The sequence below is a fragment of the Phyllobacterium sp. CCNWLW109 genome, from assembly GCF_037203905.1.
Taxonomy (GTDB): Bacteria; Pseudomonadota; Alphaproteobacteria; order Rhizobiales; family Rhizobiaceae; genus Phyllobacterium; species Phyllobacterium ifriqiyense.
Genome location: NZ_JBBCBK010000003.1, coordinates 644,635 through 659,591, shown reverse-complemented (window position 1 = coordinate 659,591; position 14,957 = coordinate 644,635). Strand labels below are relative to the sequence as shown.

Below are 14,957 nucleotides of genomic sequence, written 5' to 3'. Positions count from 1 at the left end.
ATTCGAATAACGAACGACCCGGCACCCACGGGGGAACAGGCACCGGGTCTTATGTTACCGATCAAAGGCTCGATCAGCTTGTGAGAAACGCTGCAGCTATATCTTGGTTCCGCTGAAATCCGTCCCGAAAAAGAAATACATAAAACGACGGCTCAGGAACATAGTTCGCCGATCGCATCCTCGATCGAAGAGGCAAAAATGCAGTTGCGTGTGGAGCCGACAATCTTTGCAGCGTCCACATTTTCGGCATCCTCACCCCAAAAACCGATTATGATTTTTATTCGTGCGTTCCGCCGCCTGATCCGCCGTATCAAATATCGCGCATGGGCAATGGATGAGGTGTTAAGGTAGCTGATGCAGATAGCGCTCACACCGGCAAGTTCGAGCTTGGCGATATTCGCAGCCTCGAGCTCGTCATGGGTGATGTCGTCAACCTCACAATCATTGCGCTCAAGGATGTCACCCATAATAACAGCGGCAGCGTCGTCCAGATTGCCGCGTCCGCCAGCCGATATGATGGTCTTTGGTTTGGTCGGTTCTACCTTTTTAGTCTTTGCCTTGGCGGTTTTGGCTTGCTCATCTACCTTGATCTCTTCTTCGAGAATTTCATGATAGTCAGACAGGTTTTCAACGAGAAACACCATGCTTTGCGCAACGCGATTGCGTCTGGGAGCATCCAGCACCCCGCGCCCGCGATCATGTTCGGCTAATAGAAGTGCAGGAACGGCCACAGACGAATAATAATCGACGATGGAGTTTGACTGGAGGTATTCCTCCGCTTTCTCTGTTGCCTCATCGGGATCCCCCGACAGCAATCGTTGATACAATTGCTGTGGTGGCAAAAGCACAGGCTCGTTGCCAAGCAGCACATCTAGAAACTCAAACTTCGGCACATGCCTGCCGAGGACCACAAGACACACGGTCAACGGCGTCGAAAGAATAAGACCGATAGGTCCCCAAATCCATGTCCACACGATTGCCGCCATGAGAATGGCAACGGGCGAAAGGCCCGTCTTCGACCCATAGAGCAATGGCTCCATAATATTATTGCTGATCAGCTCAAGCACGATGAAAAGGGCTGCGGTCCAGACCAGCAGCATCCATCCCGGATCAACGGCAAGCGATAGCATCAAGGGGAAAAACGCCGCCATAATGGGACCGATATAGGGCACAAACCGCAAGACAATTGCCAGCATGCCCCACAACATCGGATTGGGAATACCTATCAGCCATAGCCCGATCCCAATCGGCACGCCAAAACTGATATTGATGATAAGCTGCATCAGCAAATATTGCCCCACACGTTTGCCGGCATCGTGCAGTGCTGTCGTCGTTCGGTGAATATCACTTGCTCCGACCAGCTTTATGAAGCGATCCCGCAAATCTTCTCGGCGCATGAGCATGAAGATAACCACGACAATCACGATACCGATGGTTGCCAAGGGCTGAATCAACGGTCCGGCAAATGTCTGCAAAAGGCTCAGCGGATCAGGCGGAGGATAACGGATTTCGACGGGCACAGGCTTGTTCGGATCTTGTGCTTTCAGTGGAGTGCCGATTTCCTGATTTTGTACTTCGACATTTTCCGGTGGTTTGCGTGCCTGATCCCGACTGTCAGGGCCATTGTCGACGGGAAAACGCTCCACTTCATCCGATCGCCCGATCTCTTCACTGAATTTTTTGAACATGCGGGCGCCGCGGTCGAAGATGCTGTTACCAGATTGAGCATCCTTGATCGTCCGGATCTTTGTTTCGATATTATACTGATAGCTTGGCAGGTTCTGCGCCAAAACCGTTAGCTGGCTCACGACAATTCCGACAAATATGGCAATCACCATAAAGGCCGTGACAACCACGCTGATGACAGCCGCGGCTTTTGGTATGCCGTTACGATGCAACCGCGTTACCAGCGGCGAAAGAGCAAATGTCAGAAGCAATGCCAATGCCAATGGCACAAAGACATCACTGGCCAGATAAAGCGCTGCAACAATAGCTATGGCGACGATAATTGGTGGAAACTGCGCTCGGGTATCCACTCCAACAATTGCTGGTGAAGAGACAGACTTTCTCGTCACGCGCTCCACGGCACGCGGCGACCGCCCGCTGAAATCTTCAGAAGGCATGAAATACCCCTAATCCAAAATGCATAGAACGCACCTCTCCATTAAATCCCGCCACTCCAACGCCGCCTGAGCAAATTGGTTGCATCGGCATCGGCGTTTCATCTTTAACTGCAAAGGTTTGGAACGAAATTCGCTGTCGCGGTGTTTATTATCCGAAGAATAAATCGGAGGGTTTGAACATGTCGCTAACAACAATTCTTGTCGTCATCCTCATCCTTGCATTGATTGGCGTGTTTCCCACTTGGCCCCATGCACGCAATTGGGGTTATGGCCCTTCCGGTCTTCTTGGCATCGTTCTGGTAATATTACTGGTTCTGCTGCTGATGGGCCGTATCTGATATAAACGAAAAGGAGATTAAACCCATGATGCGTGGCGCTTTACTTTGGCTTATCGGCCTGCCGCTTCCAATAATCATCATTCTTTGGCTGATGGGCTATCTTTCATAAAACCATTCAAATTCAGTCATTTACAAAAACACCAGCTCCCCGTGGGCTGGTGTTTTCCCTTCCGGTGCAAAGGAACATGAATGTTAAAACGACTTATCTCCAGTTCTGCCATAGTGGTGGCTCTCACTATCACGGCAGCAGCACAGGATGGATCCGACATATTTGGCCAACCAATCGTGGCAGCACCCGCACAGGATCGATATCTTGTAGCGGCCCCAGGGCAGGTATTGACCGCCGGTCTTATCGGTCAGACGGTCTATAATAGTTCGAATGACGATGCGGCTTCCATTGGCGAGATCAAAGATGTTGTGCTCAATCCTGAAGGGCGCGCTGAAAGTGCCGTCATTGCTGTGGGTGGATTTCTCGGCGTCGGCCAGAAAGAAGTGGCGGTAAGTCTCGATCAGCTTTCATGGGCGGAAAAGCCGGATAATAAACGGTGGTTGGTAATCGCCGCCAGCAAAGAAGAGCTGGAAAAAGCTCCTGCCTATGACCGCTCCGTATTGTTGACAGATGGCGCCTCGGATCCCGCCAAGGCGCCTGAACCAGCCATCAACGCGACGGAACAAGACATAAAAAAGTCACCCGCTAAACTTCGCAGCGCCCTGAAAGCGGTGCCCTCAAGTGCAATGAGCGCCGATAAGCTGATCGGCTCGGCGGTTTATGGACCGGAAGACGAAACACTTGGAAGTGTTGGTGACGCGCTGATGACACCGGACGGTCAAATTGAGGCCTTTGTAGTGGATGTGGGAGGATTTCTGGGCCTGGGCAAAAAACCTATCGCCGTCTCCATTGAAAATCTCGATTTGCTTGCCGATGACAGCGGCAAAATCTCGGTTTTCACGCCCTTCACAAAAAAGGAACTGGAGGCGCAGCCCGCTTACACCCCAGAAGCCTATAAGGCCGACAGCGAGAAAATTCTGTTACGGGGCACTGCCGAATAATAAAAGCAGTTGCTTTGCGATAACGGCCCGGTCATCGCCGCTTGCGGTGGCCGGCTTCGCATGGAACAAATAGTTTCGAGCAACGTTTCGAAATCATATGCATCTATTTTCCAAGGAGTTATCGTATGGCCACAGTTTCCTCGAAAATTAAAAAAGCAGTCGATGATGCCACCGAAACCAACCCTGATTTGCAGGCGCAGGTCGCGGCGCTGAAGGAAGATATTGCAAATATTGCTGCAACGCTTGCAAAAATCGGTAAAAATTCGACCAAGGATGCGCGCGCCAATGCTGCAAATTCCTTTGAAACAGCCAGGGTTCGCGGCGAGGAAGTGTTCGAAGAACTGAAATCGCAAGCTTTGGACATTGAAGATCAGTTGGCCGAAACTATCCGCGACAAACCGCTGACATCTATAGCAGTGGCAGCTGGAGTCGGCTTTCTTCTCGCTTTGATGTCACGTCGCTGATCATGATGAAACTGCTGACTCCTTTTTTGACCAGTCTCGCCGCCGGTGAGATTGGCCTGACCCTCAGTCGCGTCAAGCGAAGCGCAATCTTCCTGAGCATTATCGGAATATTCGGCGCCATCGGTGCCGTCTTTTTGCTGGTCGCAGCCTATATTGCCTTGTCGGATCGTTTCGGTGAATTGCGGGCTGCCCTTTATATTGGCGGCGGCGCAATCGCTGTGGCGATCATATTGTATATCATCATGAAAATATCCGACGCCATCATTCGAAAACGCCAGCGTGACCGGGCAAAAACCGACACAACAGCCCTATTGACTGTCGCTGCCATCGCTGCTGCACCAATGCTCCTGCGTTCACGTGGCTTGCTGATGCTGGCGCTACCCGTGCTTGCTTTTGGCGGTCTGTCGATGCTCGGGAAAAAACCCAAAACACGGCAACGGCGCCGCCGCGATGTATCAGAGGAACTCAGGGACTGAATTATCCTTGATGGGCATGGAGATAATCGCCTCCATGCCGCTTTCCGAGTAACTTAACCTGACGCTGCTCGATATCACCTTATCAAGGCTCCGCTCAATGAGACGCTCGCCCAGTCCACGTGTCGCAGGTGTGGCTACGGGCGGCCCGCCCGCTTCTATCCAGTGAATAATCACGCGTGATCCGTCCAGTCCCTGCTCAATCTCCCAAGAGATGCGCACCTGGCCCCCAGCCACTGAGAACGCACCATGCTTGGCCGCGTTCGTCGCAAGCTCATGCAGGGCAATACCCAGACCCAAGGCGTGATCAGGCGGCAGGATGACATCTTCGCCAACCAGCACCATTTGACCGGCATCGTAGATCGCATAGGGTTCAACCTGTCTCGTGATCAAATCGACGAGGTTGATTCCACTCCATTCGCGGTCGGACAAAAGCGTGTGCGCTTCAGAAATGGCGCGCAGCCGACCTGAGAAGGCTTCCATGAATTCGGCTGGGTCAGCTGTCCGATTTAAGGTCTGGCGTGCCAGTGATTGCAGCATGGCCAAAGTATTCTTGACGCGATGATTGAGCTCACGAAGCAAGAGCCGTGTTTTCTCGGCAGCATTTTTTGTCGCGGTTATGTTGATGTTTACACCGACAGCAACAGTAGGGCGGTCTGATTCATCGCGTTCAAAGATCCGTCCTCGACCCAGTAGCCATTGGCCTGAAGAGGCGGCGCGGAATTCTCCCGCATAATCCTGGTCATGTGCCAGAGCGCGGGTGATTGACGACTTCATCATTGGAAAATCATCCGGATGCATTGCCCGGAAAACGTCCTCGCCTGTAACGGGGCTGTCTTCGCTCAAGCCCAGCATGGAATAAGCCATCTTATTGCCGGTAAAGATTCCGGTTTTCAAATCCCAAACCCAACTGCCGACGTTTCCCACCTCCAGCGCCATGGCATTGCGATCTTCTTCGAGGTGCAGTTTTTTGACAGCGGTTTCATCAAGGCGGGAGTTGCGCTTCAACTCCATAAGCGATCCCGCCAGACGGGCCAGTTGTATCAATTTTTGTTGCTGCTCATGGGTAAATTCGGAATGCGGCTTGAGCGACAGAATGCTTAGAGTGCCGACACGCTCATTTGCTACATGAACTGGCGCAATAGCCAGAAACCTTATGCGCGGTGCCTGTACGACTGCGCTGGTTTCAGCAAACCGCACATCCCCGGAAGCATCCGGAACAACGAAACATGGTTCCGATGCAGCAATTGAATGCGCCTCGAGCGTCCATATATCGATATTACCTAAGAGCCCGCAAAAAGACAAAACGTGGCTTTGATCGCTGTCAACCAGAGACAAGCGCGCCCCATCAACATTGAAAATCGATAATGCCAGCTCCGTTAGATTGTCCAGATCGCTATCATCTTTGCCTATAGGCCGGAGCGTAGAAAGAACCTCACGACGCGACGATTCCGCCAGGAACAGAAAATTACTCTCGGAAGTGTCGGTCAACTTCATATCCCACGTGACAGCCCGTCTGAAAGGCGCCCCTACTTCACTAAGTTATATATCCAACGACTTCAACGCCGCCACGTTGGCATTGTTCCTCACAGGGAACATTTAATCACCCCATTCGTTTTTAATCTGCCATTACAAGGAGGACAAAATGCTCAACGCAAACGACATTCTATCGGACGCGGGCCTTAGCAAAGTCCAAAAAATTGCAAAGTTGGAAGAACTTCTGTCGGAAGCCCGCGGACTGCAGAGAGCGGCCACTGAGGGCGGGATGGACCCCGATGACGGAGTCACCAGGGATCTGCGTGATATTGAACTTGCTCTGGATCAATTAAACGCGGAGAAGCCTGAAACCGGTGCCGCCACCCTCTGAAATGGAGGTGCCCTTAGATATAAGGCCGGGGTGCAGGCGGTAACCCCTGCCATTTGGCAATATCCAGAAGAATTTGATGATCAATGACTTCACAACCCCGATCAAGCCAACGCAATGCGCCTTTGGCTGCAAGTTTCTTCAAGGTCTTATTCGTGTGAACAATTGATAGACCCAAAGTATCGGCAACATGCTGCTGGCGAAGCGGCACCATCAGCGTGTTGTTTTTCACCATTCCGACCGATTTGGCGCGCTGATATATGAATGCGAAAAGATAGGCTGCCCGCTCGAGCGCCGACCGGCGACCAACGCTTAGCAATATCTCATCAAGCATCTGCTCCTCGCGTGAGGCTAACCAGGTAATGTCGTAGGCGATTGTTGGATAACTTTGAAACAGGGCTGGCAGTTTGTCTCGCTGAAACATGCACATCACCAAGGGCGATAACGCCTCGACCGAATGTTGCATTTCTTTCATCAATGAGCCTTGCAGGCCAATCAGGTCGCCCGGCAACACATAATTCAGAATTTGCCGGCGGCCATCTTCGAGAGTTTTATACCGGAACGCCCAACCGGAAAGGACGGTGAAGAGATGCGCGCTGCTTCTGCCCTCGCCAAGTACGGTCGTGCCGACATCGGCAACCAGCTCGCCCATCTTGAACCCGGACAGAAACTCGACTTCATCTTTTTCATGCTGCTGGAAATGCGGATAATTTTGTAAAGGGCACCTTTCGCAAGGATACTGTCTTACCGTCGATGCTCCATTATTTTTCATTGTTTGTCCGGTTTTTGTTGGGCGCAAGCTAGGGTCCGGACCCTAGCATGCCTTCAAAAATTCATATGAGCTTTCTTCGCAATTGATATGTCTTTGTTAAATGACAGAACTGTCAAGCCAGCCCCATAACCAACTCCAAATTGGAGTATTGGAATATGGAATTGGCTGGCAAACGCCTTTTGGTGCTCGAAGACGAATATTTGATAGGATTGGAACTTGAGCGAATCGCAGAAGAGTGCGGCGCCAAATCTGTTCATGTTGTTTCTACGATCGACCAATTGATGAGCTGGATAAATAGCGGTCAAATATGCGATCTCGCAATACTTGAAGTAGAAGCCCGTGGTGTGTCCTCCCTTAAAGCCGCCTCATTGCTTCGGACGCGTGACATACCTCTCCTGTTCACCAGCGCCTATGATGCCGATCTGAGTGGTATTGCCGAATTCGCAGGTACTCCTGTTGTGGGAAAACCCTACGGCAGAAGCCAGATTATACGGGCAGTCGCTTCGCTCAGTGGCTCTGCAAACGATCAATCGTCGAGCAAAGGCAATTCATCAGGCGAACTTGTTTGAAGTAACCTGTGTAGCGATCGCGTCCGGGCCGTAGTCGACCTCCCCCTCAATTTCCAGAAGTTCCTGCAGCCGGGTTCGGGCACGGCTGACGCGGCTTTTGATCGTTCCGACGGCACATCCGCAGATTTCAGCGGCTTCCTCATAGGAAAACCCAGAGGCTCCAACTAGAATGATTGCTTCGCGTTGATCATCGGGAAGTTTTTCCAAAGCCTTTCGGAAATCCTGCAGATCCAAGGACCCGTATTGCGCAGGGTGAACCGATAATTGTTCCGTGAAAATCCCGTCTGAATCCTGCACTTCTCGACCGCGTTTGCGCATCTGACTATAGAACTCATTACGCAGGATTGTGAAAAGCCACGCCTTGATGTTGGTGCCAAGCTCAAACGAATCCTGCTTGGCCCACGCCTTCATAATCGTGTCCTGAACGAGATCGTCTGCTCTGTCAGGGTTGCCGATCAACGAAACCGCGAAGGCTCGCAATTTAGGCAACGAGGCAATCAGATTTCTTTTGAAGTCCTTCGATTCATGTACCATTCAAGGGCCCGCTTACTTCGAGGATCGCGAATGCAGGCGTTCAGCCTCGTCGAGCTTTTCAAGAAGATCGAGAAACCGCGCCGGTATCTCTTCTTCTTGTACTGACGCATATAGCGCCCTGAGCTTTAAACCAATTTCCGTTTCAGCATTTTTTGCATCGCGGCGAAGAACACGCGCCTTGGCGGACGCAGGGGATGTTTTCATTTTTGCGTTCATTGCTAAATCTTTGCTGATATGTCGACGCGATGTCTATAGGCACATTAATGCCGATAATGTCTGAATGCAGAAAAAGTTCCGAGCGGGGGAACTTTTTTTTTGGATAAGTGTTGTAGGACGGAACTCTCTTTCTATTCTGATCAATATCGCCTGAACAGGAACGCTCACGAATGTCATTATCCACCCGGATAGCCCCCCACCTGCCTTATCTCCGCCGCTTCGCCCGTGCCATCACTGGCTCGCAGTCTTCAGGCGATGCTTACGTAGCAGCGACGCTCGAAATTTTGATAACCGACGTTTCCCTGTTCCCCGACGCGGGATCGGATCGGGTTGGTCTGTACAAATTGCTGGTCAAGCACTTCAACTCGGTCAATGTCCGGCCTTTGGAGATGCAGTCGGAATATGGCTGGGAAAAACACGCCGCTGCAAATCTAACCTCGATTGCCCCGAAGGCGCGTCAGGCATTTTTGCTTATAAGCCTTGAAGGATTCAGCCAATCCGAAACGATGGAAATTCTCGACGTTTCCGATGATGAACTCTACGCACTTCTTGATGAGGCGTCCGTCGGCATCTCCAGGCAGATCGCAACAGATATTCTTATCATCGAAGATGAACCTTTGATCGCTATGGATATTGAGCACATGGTGGAAAGCCTGGGCCATAAGGTCGTAGGCATTGCCCGCACCAAAGATGAAGCGTTGAAGCTATATGCCGAGACGCAACCGAGCATGATATTGGCGGATATTCAGTTGGCAGATGGCAGCTCGGGCATTGATGCTGTCAACGACATCCTCAGTCAGGACGCTGTTCCCGTAATCTTCATCACTGCGTTTCCAGAACGCCTGCTCACGGGCGAGCGTCCCGAACCAACCTTTCTTGTTACCAAGCCATTTAATCCGGACATGGTAAAGGCGCTAATCACTCAAGCTTTGTTCTTCAAAGAAAGCAGTAAGGCAAAAGCATAGGAAAGCAAACAATCTCCCTGAATATTGCGGGAACCAAACGAACTCTGTTTCGTTTCTGATTCAACAATAAAGGGAGATGACAATGCTTTATTATGCAGTAATTTTTCTGATCATCGCGCTTGTCGCGGGTGCTTTGGGTTTCGGCGGAATTGCAGGCGCTTCTGCGGGTATTGCGCAGATTATATTCTATGTGTTCTTGGCTCTGCTTGTTGTGTCGCTGATAGCAAGTATCATACGACGGGCCTGAATCGAGTAAAGCCGCCAGTAAAACTGGCGGCTTTTTGGTAGCCACCTACACTTAAATTCAACTTGATCGCGAGGCGGGATTGCACCTGTCCATCTATCGTAGTAGTCCACCCCAATAAGCAAGCGGTGGGGTTTGGGAGTGACTTGGCGGAAATTCAACTTGGCCTCACTTGACGGGCCGGAAATAAATTGGGCGTGGTTTGCGCGCCGCGCGCCTCGCACAATCGCAGTTTACATTATCCTTCTTCTGGCCGTGCGCCTGTTACTATCCCGCTTCATGGAAATTGATGAAGCCCAGTTTGTCGGCGCTGTCGATTTTTCATGGATATATGGCAATTCACACCCTCCGCTATACAATTGGCTGGTTCGGCTGGCGCTTGAGCTGACAGGTTGGAATTGGGTGCTGTCGCTTGCGCTTGTGCGCCTATCATTGCTCGGTCTTTATCATTGGCTGGTATTTGATTCAGCAAGACGTCTGGCGGGGGACCGGGCGGGCGTATTGGCACTTATAGCTTCGGCGTTTCTGCCGCAAATCGTATGGATGTCGATACAAACGACGGCGCACACCGTTCTTGTTCTCGTCGCCGCGATTGGAACAATTCACTCTCTGGCGCTGCTGAGATCCGGTGCAGGCAACGTTGCTTATGCGTGGTTCGGGCTTTGGGCTGCCATAGGTGCACTGGCCAAGTATAATTTCTTTATATTTCTGATCAGCTTCCTGGTCGCCGCGGTCCTGACATCATCTATCCGCCGCCAGCTTTTTAACCGGCGAATCTGGATATCAATCCTGATCTTCGTGGCGGCGTTCGCTCCGGTTGCTATCGCCTCACTATATGCCCCGCTTACTGCAACGGCAGGGCGTATGGTAAAGTTGAATCAACCCGTAGATTATCTCGATGTGATCGACCTGCCACATATAGGTCTGGATGGGTTTCTTAGCCTTATTGTTTCCGCTGCGCTTTGGTCCGGATGTGCTTTTGCCGTATATGTCATCGGCAGAACCCGGGATCACCCGCGGCCGGCAGCCGACGGCGATGAAGACGTGCGGAAACTGCTCTTGCGCACGATATTGATTGGCCTGGGCGCTTTCGCACTGCTGGTATTGCTGGCCGATTATCACTCGGTAGCCCAGCGTTACATGGCACCCATTCTGGCGCCAACGGCGATCTTGCTTGCATTGCGTTTCCCGCAAGTTCTTGGAGCACGCAACCTTTTGATTCTGGCGGCCTGCATGTTCGTGCTCGCCCCGCTAGGCTTTGCCGGCGTAGCGCTTTTCGGGACGCCGCGATTCACATTTCCTTTTGATGCGATCAGCAGCGCCATTCGCGGTCAAAATCCGGCTCCGGCGACAGTCATCTCAAATCGTCAGGATGATGCAGCCAATATCTCTGTTCTCCTGCATTGGCCGCCCGAGCGGGGTACAGCCAGCGATGTCGTGCTTGTCTGGCAGGGTAATGATGCCCCGGCCGAAAATCTTCTCGCTCAATTACCCGCCAATGCTTTACCCGCGAGCCCAGTTACCCGTGTTACCGCACCAGTCAGAAATTTCAGCGGAGAGTTGCGAACTTTCAGCTTTCAGCGCTTTTCATCTCCGTCACCTGTACCGGATCAGAATAACGGCGGATAAGCCAGAACACGCCAACCGTATCGAGAAAAGCAACAGCGGCCCGATCAAAGAAACCATATTTCGAAACGCCAGCCAGCCTTGGCCGATCTTCTATATCGACCTCGACAACAGGCATCCCGGCGCGTCGTGACAGCGCCGGGATAAATCGATGCATATTATCAAAATAAGGAAAATGCCGCGCAGCGGCAGCCGGCAGGATTTTGAAACCGCATCCCGCATCCCGGCAATCATCCTTCAGAAGACGCTTGCGAACGAAATTGGCAAAGCGAGAAGTGAGAAGTTTGATCAAACCATCGTTCCGACGCTTGCGCACACCTGCAAAAAGCACAGGGGGTGATGCTTCTATACGGCTCCACAGTTTCTTTATATCGGCAGGATCGTTCTGGCCGTCACCATCCAGCGTGGCAATCCACCGACCATTCGCGGCTTGAAAACCGCTGAGCAACGCGCGCGATTTGCCAGCACGCTTTTCGTGCCGCAGCACGCGAACCTTGCCGTCCGCGCGCAAGGCTTCGCTCGCTGATTCATCCGTCGAACCGTCGTCAACGATAATGATTTCATGGGCCGGACCATCGGCCATGACGGCGCTGATCTCTTTGACAAGCAAACCAATATTGCCAGCCTCATTATATACAGGAACAATGATTGTGAGTTCGATCATATCGGGAAACCATTAAACAATACCGGCAGAGTACTGGCGACAGAACCAGTTCACACTCGATACGATAATTTGCTATGTATAGATACGTCGAAACGATTTCCATCCCTTCTAATTGGACAAAATCAGGCCTTTCGCCGTGCAACTATATGGCTCGTTATTTAACGCCGCAATTCCGCCATCCCGATTGCTAGTAGATAAAGGGCTATCGATACGAACCCATCATGGTTAATGCTTCATTAGGCGGAGCTTTCTAGAGTGGTTCAAACAACATCTTGATTCCGGACAGGTAATGAAAGTTGAGCTAACCAGAGCGTTTATCGGTTCGGGGAAAAACATTTCCGGAGCGGTTATTCTTGCCTGCGCCATGGCTTTCAGTCCAGCTACCCGTGCCCAGACGGCGATCACTCCAGCCGAGCAATCTTCAATCGAGGCAAAACGTGCGGAAACCGCAAAAGAGCTTCAGGATCTGACCAGTCAAATATCGCTCTCGGCCGACAAGGTCGCTTCGCTCGATAAAGAAATATCGGGTTTGAAAAAAGACCAGACGACAATTACGGCCGCTCTTATTCAGGCGGCGAAAACAGAAAAAAAACTTAGCGAAGATATAACCAGCTTTACGGACCGGCTCACCGGCCTGCGGGAGCGCGAGGACGGCGTAAGGCTGGTCTTGCGGCAGCGCCGGGGCGCCTTGGCCGAAGTTCTCGCCGCCTTGCAAAGAATGGGCCTAAGCCCGCCTCCAGCCCTCCTGGTACGCCCTGATGATGCTCTGGCATCTGTGCGCAGTGCTGTGCTTTTGGGCGCGGTTGTACCTGAAATGCGCCAACAGACGGAAGTCTTGATCGCTGATCTGAAAGAATTGACCAGGATCAAGACGTCGATCTCAGAAGAGCAAGCCCGGTTGACCGCGGCGCTGTCCAGTCAGGCAGAGGAAAAGAAACGGCTCGACCTGCTGTTGGCTGAAAAGCAAAAGCTGCAAACAACCTCCGAGGCAACTCTTGCCGCTGAAAAACAGCGGGCAGAGAATTTGGCCAAGCGCGCCACTTCGCTGCAAGGTCTTATCGCCTCTATGGAAAAAGATATGGCGGAGGTGCAAAAAGCCGCCACCGAGGCCAGCAGCGAAGAGCAGCAGAGGCTGGAAGCCAGCCGCAAACGGGCCGAAGAATTTGCAGCAAATCAGAACCGCCTGGTTGCGCAGGAAAATTTTGCTTCCTTGCGAGGCCGGCTTGCCATGCCGGCGGCGGGCAAACTCGTTAAGCACTTTGGCGATAATGACGGTCTTGGCGGCGCTCTTCAGGGCGACACGCTGGAAACCAGCCCCGGAGCGACAATAACAGCTCCGGCGGATGCCGTTGTCCTTTATGCGGGCGCATTCCGATCTTATGGTCAACTCTTGATACTTGACGCCGGCAATGGCTATCATGTCGTTTTGGCGGGAATGTCCAGAATCAATGTCTCGCAGAACCAGTTTGTTCTGGCAGGAGAGCCGGTCGGTGTAATGAACGAACAACTTATTGCGAGCAGTGCACCTGTACCGATGGGAAATGGAGCTCCAATGCTTTACATTGAGTTCCGGAAAGATACAAAACCTGTTAATCCCGCTCCATGGTGGGCGGATCGACTTGCTGGAAGGACCGCAAATGATACGTAGACTATCGCTTCTCATGGCTGGAGCACTGATGGGCGCTACGGCAATGGTTGTTGTGCAGGGTGCCCTGCCCACTACCGCTGCAGAGGCTGCGGGCAACGACACCTATAAACAGCTTTCAATTTTTGGTGATATATTCGAGCGTGTCCGCGCCCAGTACGTCACGCCGCCGGATGACAAGAAGCTAGTCGAGAATGCCATTAATGGCATGCTGACCTCGCTTGATCCGCACTCATCCTACATGAATGCTGAACAGGCGCAGGATATGCGTGTTCAGACCAAGGGTGAATTTGGCGGTCTTGGCATCGAAGTCACCATGGAAAACGAACTGGTCAAGGTCATCGCACCGATTGATGACACGCCAGCCGCAAAAGCAGGCGTTCTTGCCGGCGATTACATTTCAAAGATCGATGGCGTTGAAGTTCGTGGACTGACGCTCACCGACGCTGTCGACAAGATGCGCGGCGAGATTAAAACCCCGATTGAACTTACGCTTATCCGCCAGGGTGCCGATAAGCCGATCGTGCTGACGATCATTCGCGACGTGGTTAAGGTCCAGGCTGTCAAATCTCGCGTTGAGAATGATGTTGGCTATGTTCGGGTGATTTCATTCACCGAGCAGACATTTGACGATCTGCAAAAGGCCATCAAAGATATCCAGAGCAAGATCCCCAAGGACAAGCTCAAAGGCTTTGTTCTTGATCTTCGCCTGAATCCAGGCGGTCTTCTCGATCAGGCGGTCGCCGTTTCGGATGCTTTCCTCGATAAGGGTGAGGTTGTCTCGACTCGTGGCCGTGATCCCCAGGACATCACCCGGTTTGATGCCCGTGCAGGGGATTTGACTGATGGCAAGCCGCTGATCGTGCTTATCAATGGCGGCTCCGCCAGTGCATCCGAGATCGTTGCCGGTGCCTTGCAGGATCATCGCCGTGGTACGATTCTTGGCACGCGCTCGTTCGGCAAGGGCTCGGTCCAGACGATTATCCCGCTTGGCGAGAATGGCGCGCTGCGTCTTACAACAGCGCTCTATTACACGCCTGCCGGCAAGTCCATTCAGGGCAAGGGCATCATACCGGACATTACCGTTGAGCAGCCATTGCCGGAAGAGCTGAAAGGCAAGGTTGAGCCAATGAGCGAATCAAGCCTGAAGGGCCATATCAAGGGCGCTCAGGAAGATGCAGAAGGTTCCGGTTCCATTCCTTATGTTCCACCGGAAGCAAAGGACGACCTGCAGCTCATACAGGCAATGAAGTTGTTACGCGGCGAACAGGCCAATGCAGCCTTTCCTGCTGACCCCAAAAAGGGTGTACCCAACTAATATGATAAAAGCGGCCGGGCTTCCTTGATTAGCCCGGTCGCTTTCCTCCCTTATCGCAGCATTTGCTGCCAGCACTTCCTCCCTTTTTCCGG

General features: G+C 52.2%; 17 protein-coding genes. 11 read left to right on the top strand and 6 right to left on the bottom strand.

Annotated elements, in window-relative coordinates; all coding sequences use genetic code 11:
* Positions 1-152 precede the first annotated feature (152 nt).
* Positions 153-2,123, bottom strand: a complete 1,971-nt coding sequence (locus tag V9K92_RS13745) for an AI-2E family transporter (RefSeq protein WP_115054322.1) — start codon at positions 2,121-2,123, stop codon at positions 153-155.
* A gap of 179 nt (positions 2,124-2,302) precedes the next feature.
* On the opposite strand from V9K92_RS13745, the gene V9K92_RS13740 reads away from it, so the two are divergent.
* From V9K92_RS13740 to V9K92_RS13725, 4 genes are all read left to right on the top strand, one after another.
* Positions 2,303-2,461, top strand: coding sequence for a DUF3309 domain-containing protein (locus V9K92_RS13740; RefSeq protein ID WP_115054323.1), 159 nt, complete (start codon positions 2,303-2,305; stop codon positions 2,459-2,461).
* A gap of 189 nt (positions 2,462-2,650) precedes the next feature.
* Positions 2,651-3,511 (top strand): PRC-barrel domain-containing protein, encoded by an 861-nt coding sequence (locus V9K92_RS13735; RefSeq protein WP_115054324.1) that lies wholly within the window; start codon positions 2,651-2,653, stop codon positions 3,509-3,511.
* 125 nt (positions 3,512-3,636) lie between these two features.
* Positions 3,637-3,975 carry a DUF883 family protein gene (locus V9K92_RS13730; protein WP_115054325.1) on the top strand — a complete coding sequence of 113 codons (339 nt, stop codon included), beginning with the start codon at positions 3,637-3,639 and terminating at the stop codon, positions 3,973-3,975.
* A 2-nt stretch (positions 3,976-3,977) separates the two neighbouring features.
* A complete protein-coding gene (locus V9K92_RS13725; protein ID WP_337354235.1) occupies positions 3,978-4,451 on the top strand; it encodes a hypothetical protein in 474 nt (157 codons plus the stop codon).
* Here V9K92_RS13725 and V9K92_RS13720 read toward each other — a convergent pair.
* Complete coding sequence (locus V9K92_RS13720) at positions 4,431-5,939, bottom strand: sensor histidine kinase (RefSeq protein WP_337354234.1); 1,509 nt, start codon at positions 5,937-5,939, stop codon at positions 4,431-4,433. The genes V9K92_RS13725 and V9K92_RS13720 overlap by 21 nt on opposite strands.
* A gap of 154 nt (positions 5,940-6,093) precedes the next feature.
* On the opposite strand from V9K92_RS13720, the gene V9K92_RS13715 reads away from it, so the two are divergent.
* Positions 6,094-6,315, top strand: coding sequence for a hypothetical protein (locus V9K92_RS13715; protein ID WP_336440415.1), 222 nt, complete (start codon positions 6,094-6,096; stop codon positions 6,313-6,315).
* A 13-nt stretch (positions 6,316-6,328) separates the two neighbouring features.
* On the opposite strand, the gene V9K92_RS13710 is transcribed toward V9K92_RS13715, so the two are convergent.
* A complete protein-coding gene (locus V9K92_RS13710; RefSeq protein ID WP_307281080.1) occupies positions 6,329-7,084 on the bottom strand; it encodes a Crp/Fnr family transcriptional regulator in 756 nt (251 codons plus the stop codon).
* Between the two features lie 155 nt (positions 7,085-7,239).
* Between V9K92_RS13710 and V9K92_RS13705 the strand changes: the two genes are divergently transcribed.
* Entirely contained in the window at positions 7,240-7,653 is a 414-nt protein-coding gene (locus V9K92_RS13705) for a response regulator (RefSeq protein ID WP_115054330.1), read from the top strand.
* Here the strand turns inward: V9K92_RS13705 and V9K92_RS13700 are convergent.
* Together V9K92_RS13700 and V9K92_RS13695 are read right to left on the bottom strand one after the other, a co-directional pair.
* Positions 7,636-8,187 (bottom strand): RNA polymerase sigma factor, encoded by a 552-nt coding sequence (locus tag V9K92_RS13700; RefSeq protein ID WP_115054331.1) that lies wholly within the window; start codon positions 8,185-8,187, stop codon positions 7,636-7,638. The two genes, V9K92_RS13705 and V9K92_RS13700, sit on opposite strands and share 18 nt — an antisense overlap.
* Before the next feature lie 12 nt (positions 8,188-8,199).
* Complete coding sequence (locus V9K92_RS13695) at positions 8,200-8,391, bottom strand: NepR family anti-sigma factor (RefSeq protein WP_443094465.1); 192 nt, start codon at positions 8,389-8,391, stop codon at positions 8,200-8,202.
* A gap of 182 nt (positions 8,392-8,573) precedes the next feature.
* Here V9K92_RS13695 and V9K92_RS13690 point away from each other — a divergent pair, with 182 nt between their 5' ends.
* The 3 genes from V9K92_RS13690 (at position 8,574) to V9K92_RS13680 (ending at position 11,241) form a co-directional block, all read left to right on the top strand.
* Positions 8,574-9,368, top strand: a complete 795-nt coding sequence (locus V9K92_RS13690) for a response regulator (RefSeq protein ID WP_115054333.1) — start codon at positions 8,574-8,576, stop codon at positions 9,366-9,368.
* 82 nt (positions 9,369-9,450) lie between these two features.
* On the top strand, positions 9,451-9,615 hold the full coding sequence (locus V9K92_RS13685) for a DUF1328 domain-containing protein (protein WP_115054334.1): 165 nt from the start codon (positions 9,451-9,453) through the stop codon (positions 9,613-9,615).
* Positions 9,616-9,774: 159 nt separating this feature from the next.
* Positions 9,775-11,241 carry a glycosyltransferase family 39 protein gene (locus V9K92_RS13680; protein WP_337354232.1) on the top strand — a complete coding sequence of 489 codons (1,467 nt, stop codon included), beginning with the start codon at positions 9,775-9,777 and terminating at the stop codon, positions 11,239-11,241.
* Here V9K92_RS13680 and V9K92_RS13675 read toward each other — a convergent pair.
* Positions 11,183-11,902 carry a glycosyltransferase gene (locus tag V9K92_RS13675; RefSeq protein WP_115054336.1) on the bottom strand — a complete coding sequence of 240 codons (720 nt, stop codon included), beginning with the start codon at positions 11,900-11,902 and terminating at the stop codon, positions 11,183-11,185. The two genes, V9K92_RS13680 and V9K92_RS13675, sit on opposite strands and share 59 nt — an antisense overlap.
* Positions 11,903-12,191: 289 nt before the next feature.
* Here V9K92_RS13675 and V9K92_RS13670 point away from each other — a divergent pair, with 289 nt between their 5' ends.
* Together V9K92_RS13670 and V9K92_RS13665 are read left to right on the top strand one after the other, a co-directional pair.
* A complete protein-coding gene (locus V9K92_RS13670; RefSeq protein ID WP_336440413.1) occupies positions 12,192-13,550 on the top strand; it encodes a murein hydrolase activator EnvC family protein in 1,359 nt (452 codons plus the stop codon).
* Entirely contained in the window at positions 13,540-14,865 is a 1,326-nt protein-coding gene (locus V9K92_RS13665) for a S41 family peptidase (protein ID WP_115054338.1), read from the top strand. The genes V9K92_RS13670 and V9K92_RS13665 overlap by 11 nt, the downstream gene beginning before the upstream one ends.
* Positions 14,866-14,957: the final 92 nt, after the last annotated feature.

Excerpts from the sequence above, each read along its gene's own strand:
- V9K92_RS13745 (WP_115054322.1), bottom strand. The coding sequence starts at position 2,123 with ATGCCTTCTGAAGATTTCAGCGGGCGGTCGCCGCGTGCCGTGGAGCGC.
- V9K92_RS13740 (WP_115054323.1), top strand. The coding sequence starts at position 2,303 with ATGTCGCTAACAACAATTCTTGTCGTCATCCTCATCCTTGCATTGATT.
- V9K92_RS13735 (WP_115054324.1), top strand. The coding sequence starts at position 2,651 with ATGTTAAAACGACTTATCTCCAGTTCTGCCATAGTGGTGGCTCTCACT.
- V9K92_RS13730 (WP_115054325.1), top strand. The coding sequence starts at position 3,637 with ATGGCCACAGTTTCCTCGAAAATTAAAAAAGCAGTCGATGATGCCACC.
- V9K92_RS13725 (WP_337354235.1), top strand. The coding sequence starts at position 3,978 with ATGATGAAACTGCTGACTCCTTTTTTGACCAGTCTCGCCGCCGGTGAG.
- V9K92_RS13715 (WP_336440415.1), top strand. The coding sequence starts at position 6,094 with ATGCTCAACGCAAACGACATTCTATCGGACGCGGGCCTTAGCAAAGTC.
- V9K92_RS13710 (WP_307281080.1), bottom strand. The coding sequence starts at position 7,084 with ATGAAAAATAATGGAGCATCGACGGTAAGACAGTATCCTTGCGAAAGG.
- V9K92_RS13705 (WP_115054330.1), top strand. The coding sequence starts at position 7,240 with ATGGAATTGGCTGGCAAACGCCTTTTGGTGCTCGAAGACGAATATTTG.
- V9K92_RS13700 (WP_115054331.1), bottom strand. The coding sequence starts at position 8,187 with ATGGTACATGAATCGAAGGACTTCAAAAGAAATCTGATTGCCTCGTTG.
- V9K92_RS13695 (WP_443094465.1), bottom strand. The coding sequence starts at position 8,391 with ATGAAAACATCCCCTGCGTCCGCCAAGGCGCGTGTTCTTCGCCGCGAT.
- V9K92_RS13690 (WP_115054333.1), top strand. The coding sequence starts at position 8,574 with ATGTCATTATCCACCCGGATAGCCCCCCACCTGCCTTATCTCCGCCGC.
- V9K92_RS13685 (WP_115054334.1), top strand. The coding sequence starts at position 9,451 with ATGCTTTATTATGCAGTAATTTTTCTGATCATCGCGCTTGTCGCGGGT.
- V9K92_RS13675 (WP_115054336.1), bottom strand. The coding sequence starts at position 11,902 with ATGATCGAACTCACAATCATTGTTCCTGTATATAATGAGGCTGGCAAT.
- V9K92_RS13670 (WP_336440413.1), top strand. The coding sequence starts at position 12,192 with ATGAAAGTTGAGCTAACCAGAGCGTTTATCGGTTCGGGGAAAAACATT.
- V9K92_RS13665 (WP_115054338.1), top strand. The coding sequence starts at position 13,540 with ATGATACGTAGACTATCGCTTCTCATGGCTGGAGCACTGATGGGCGCT.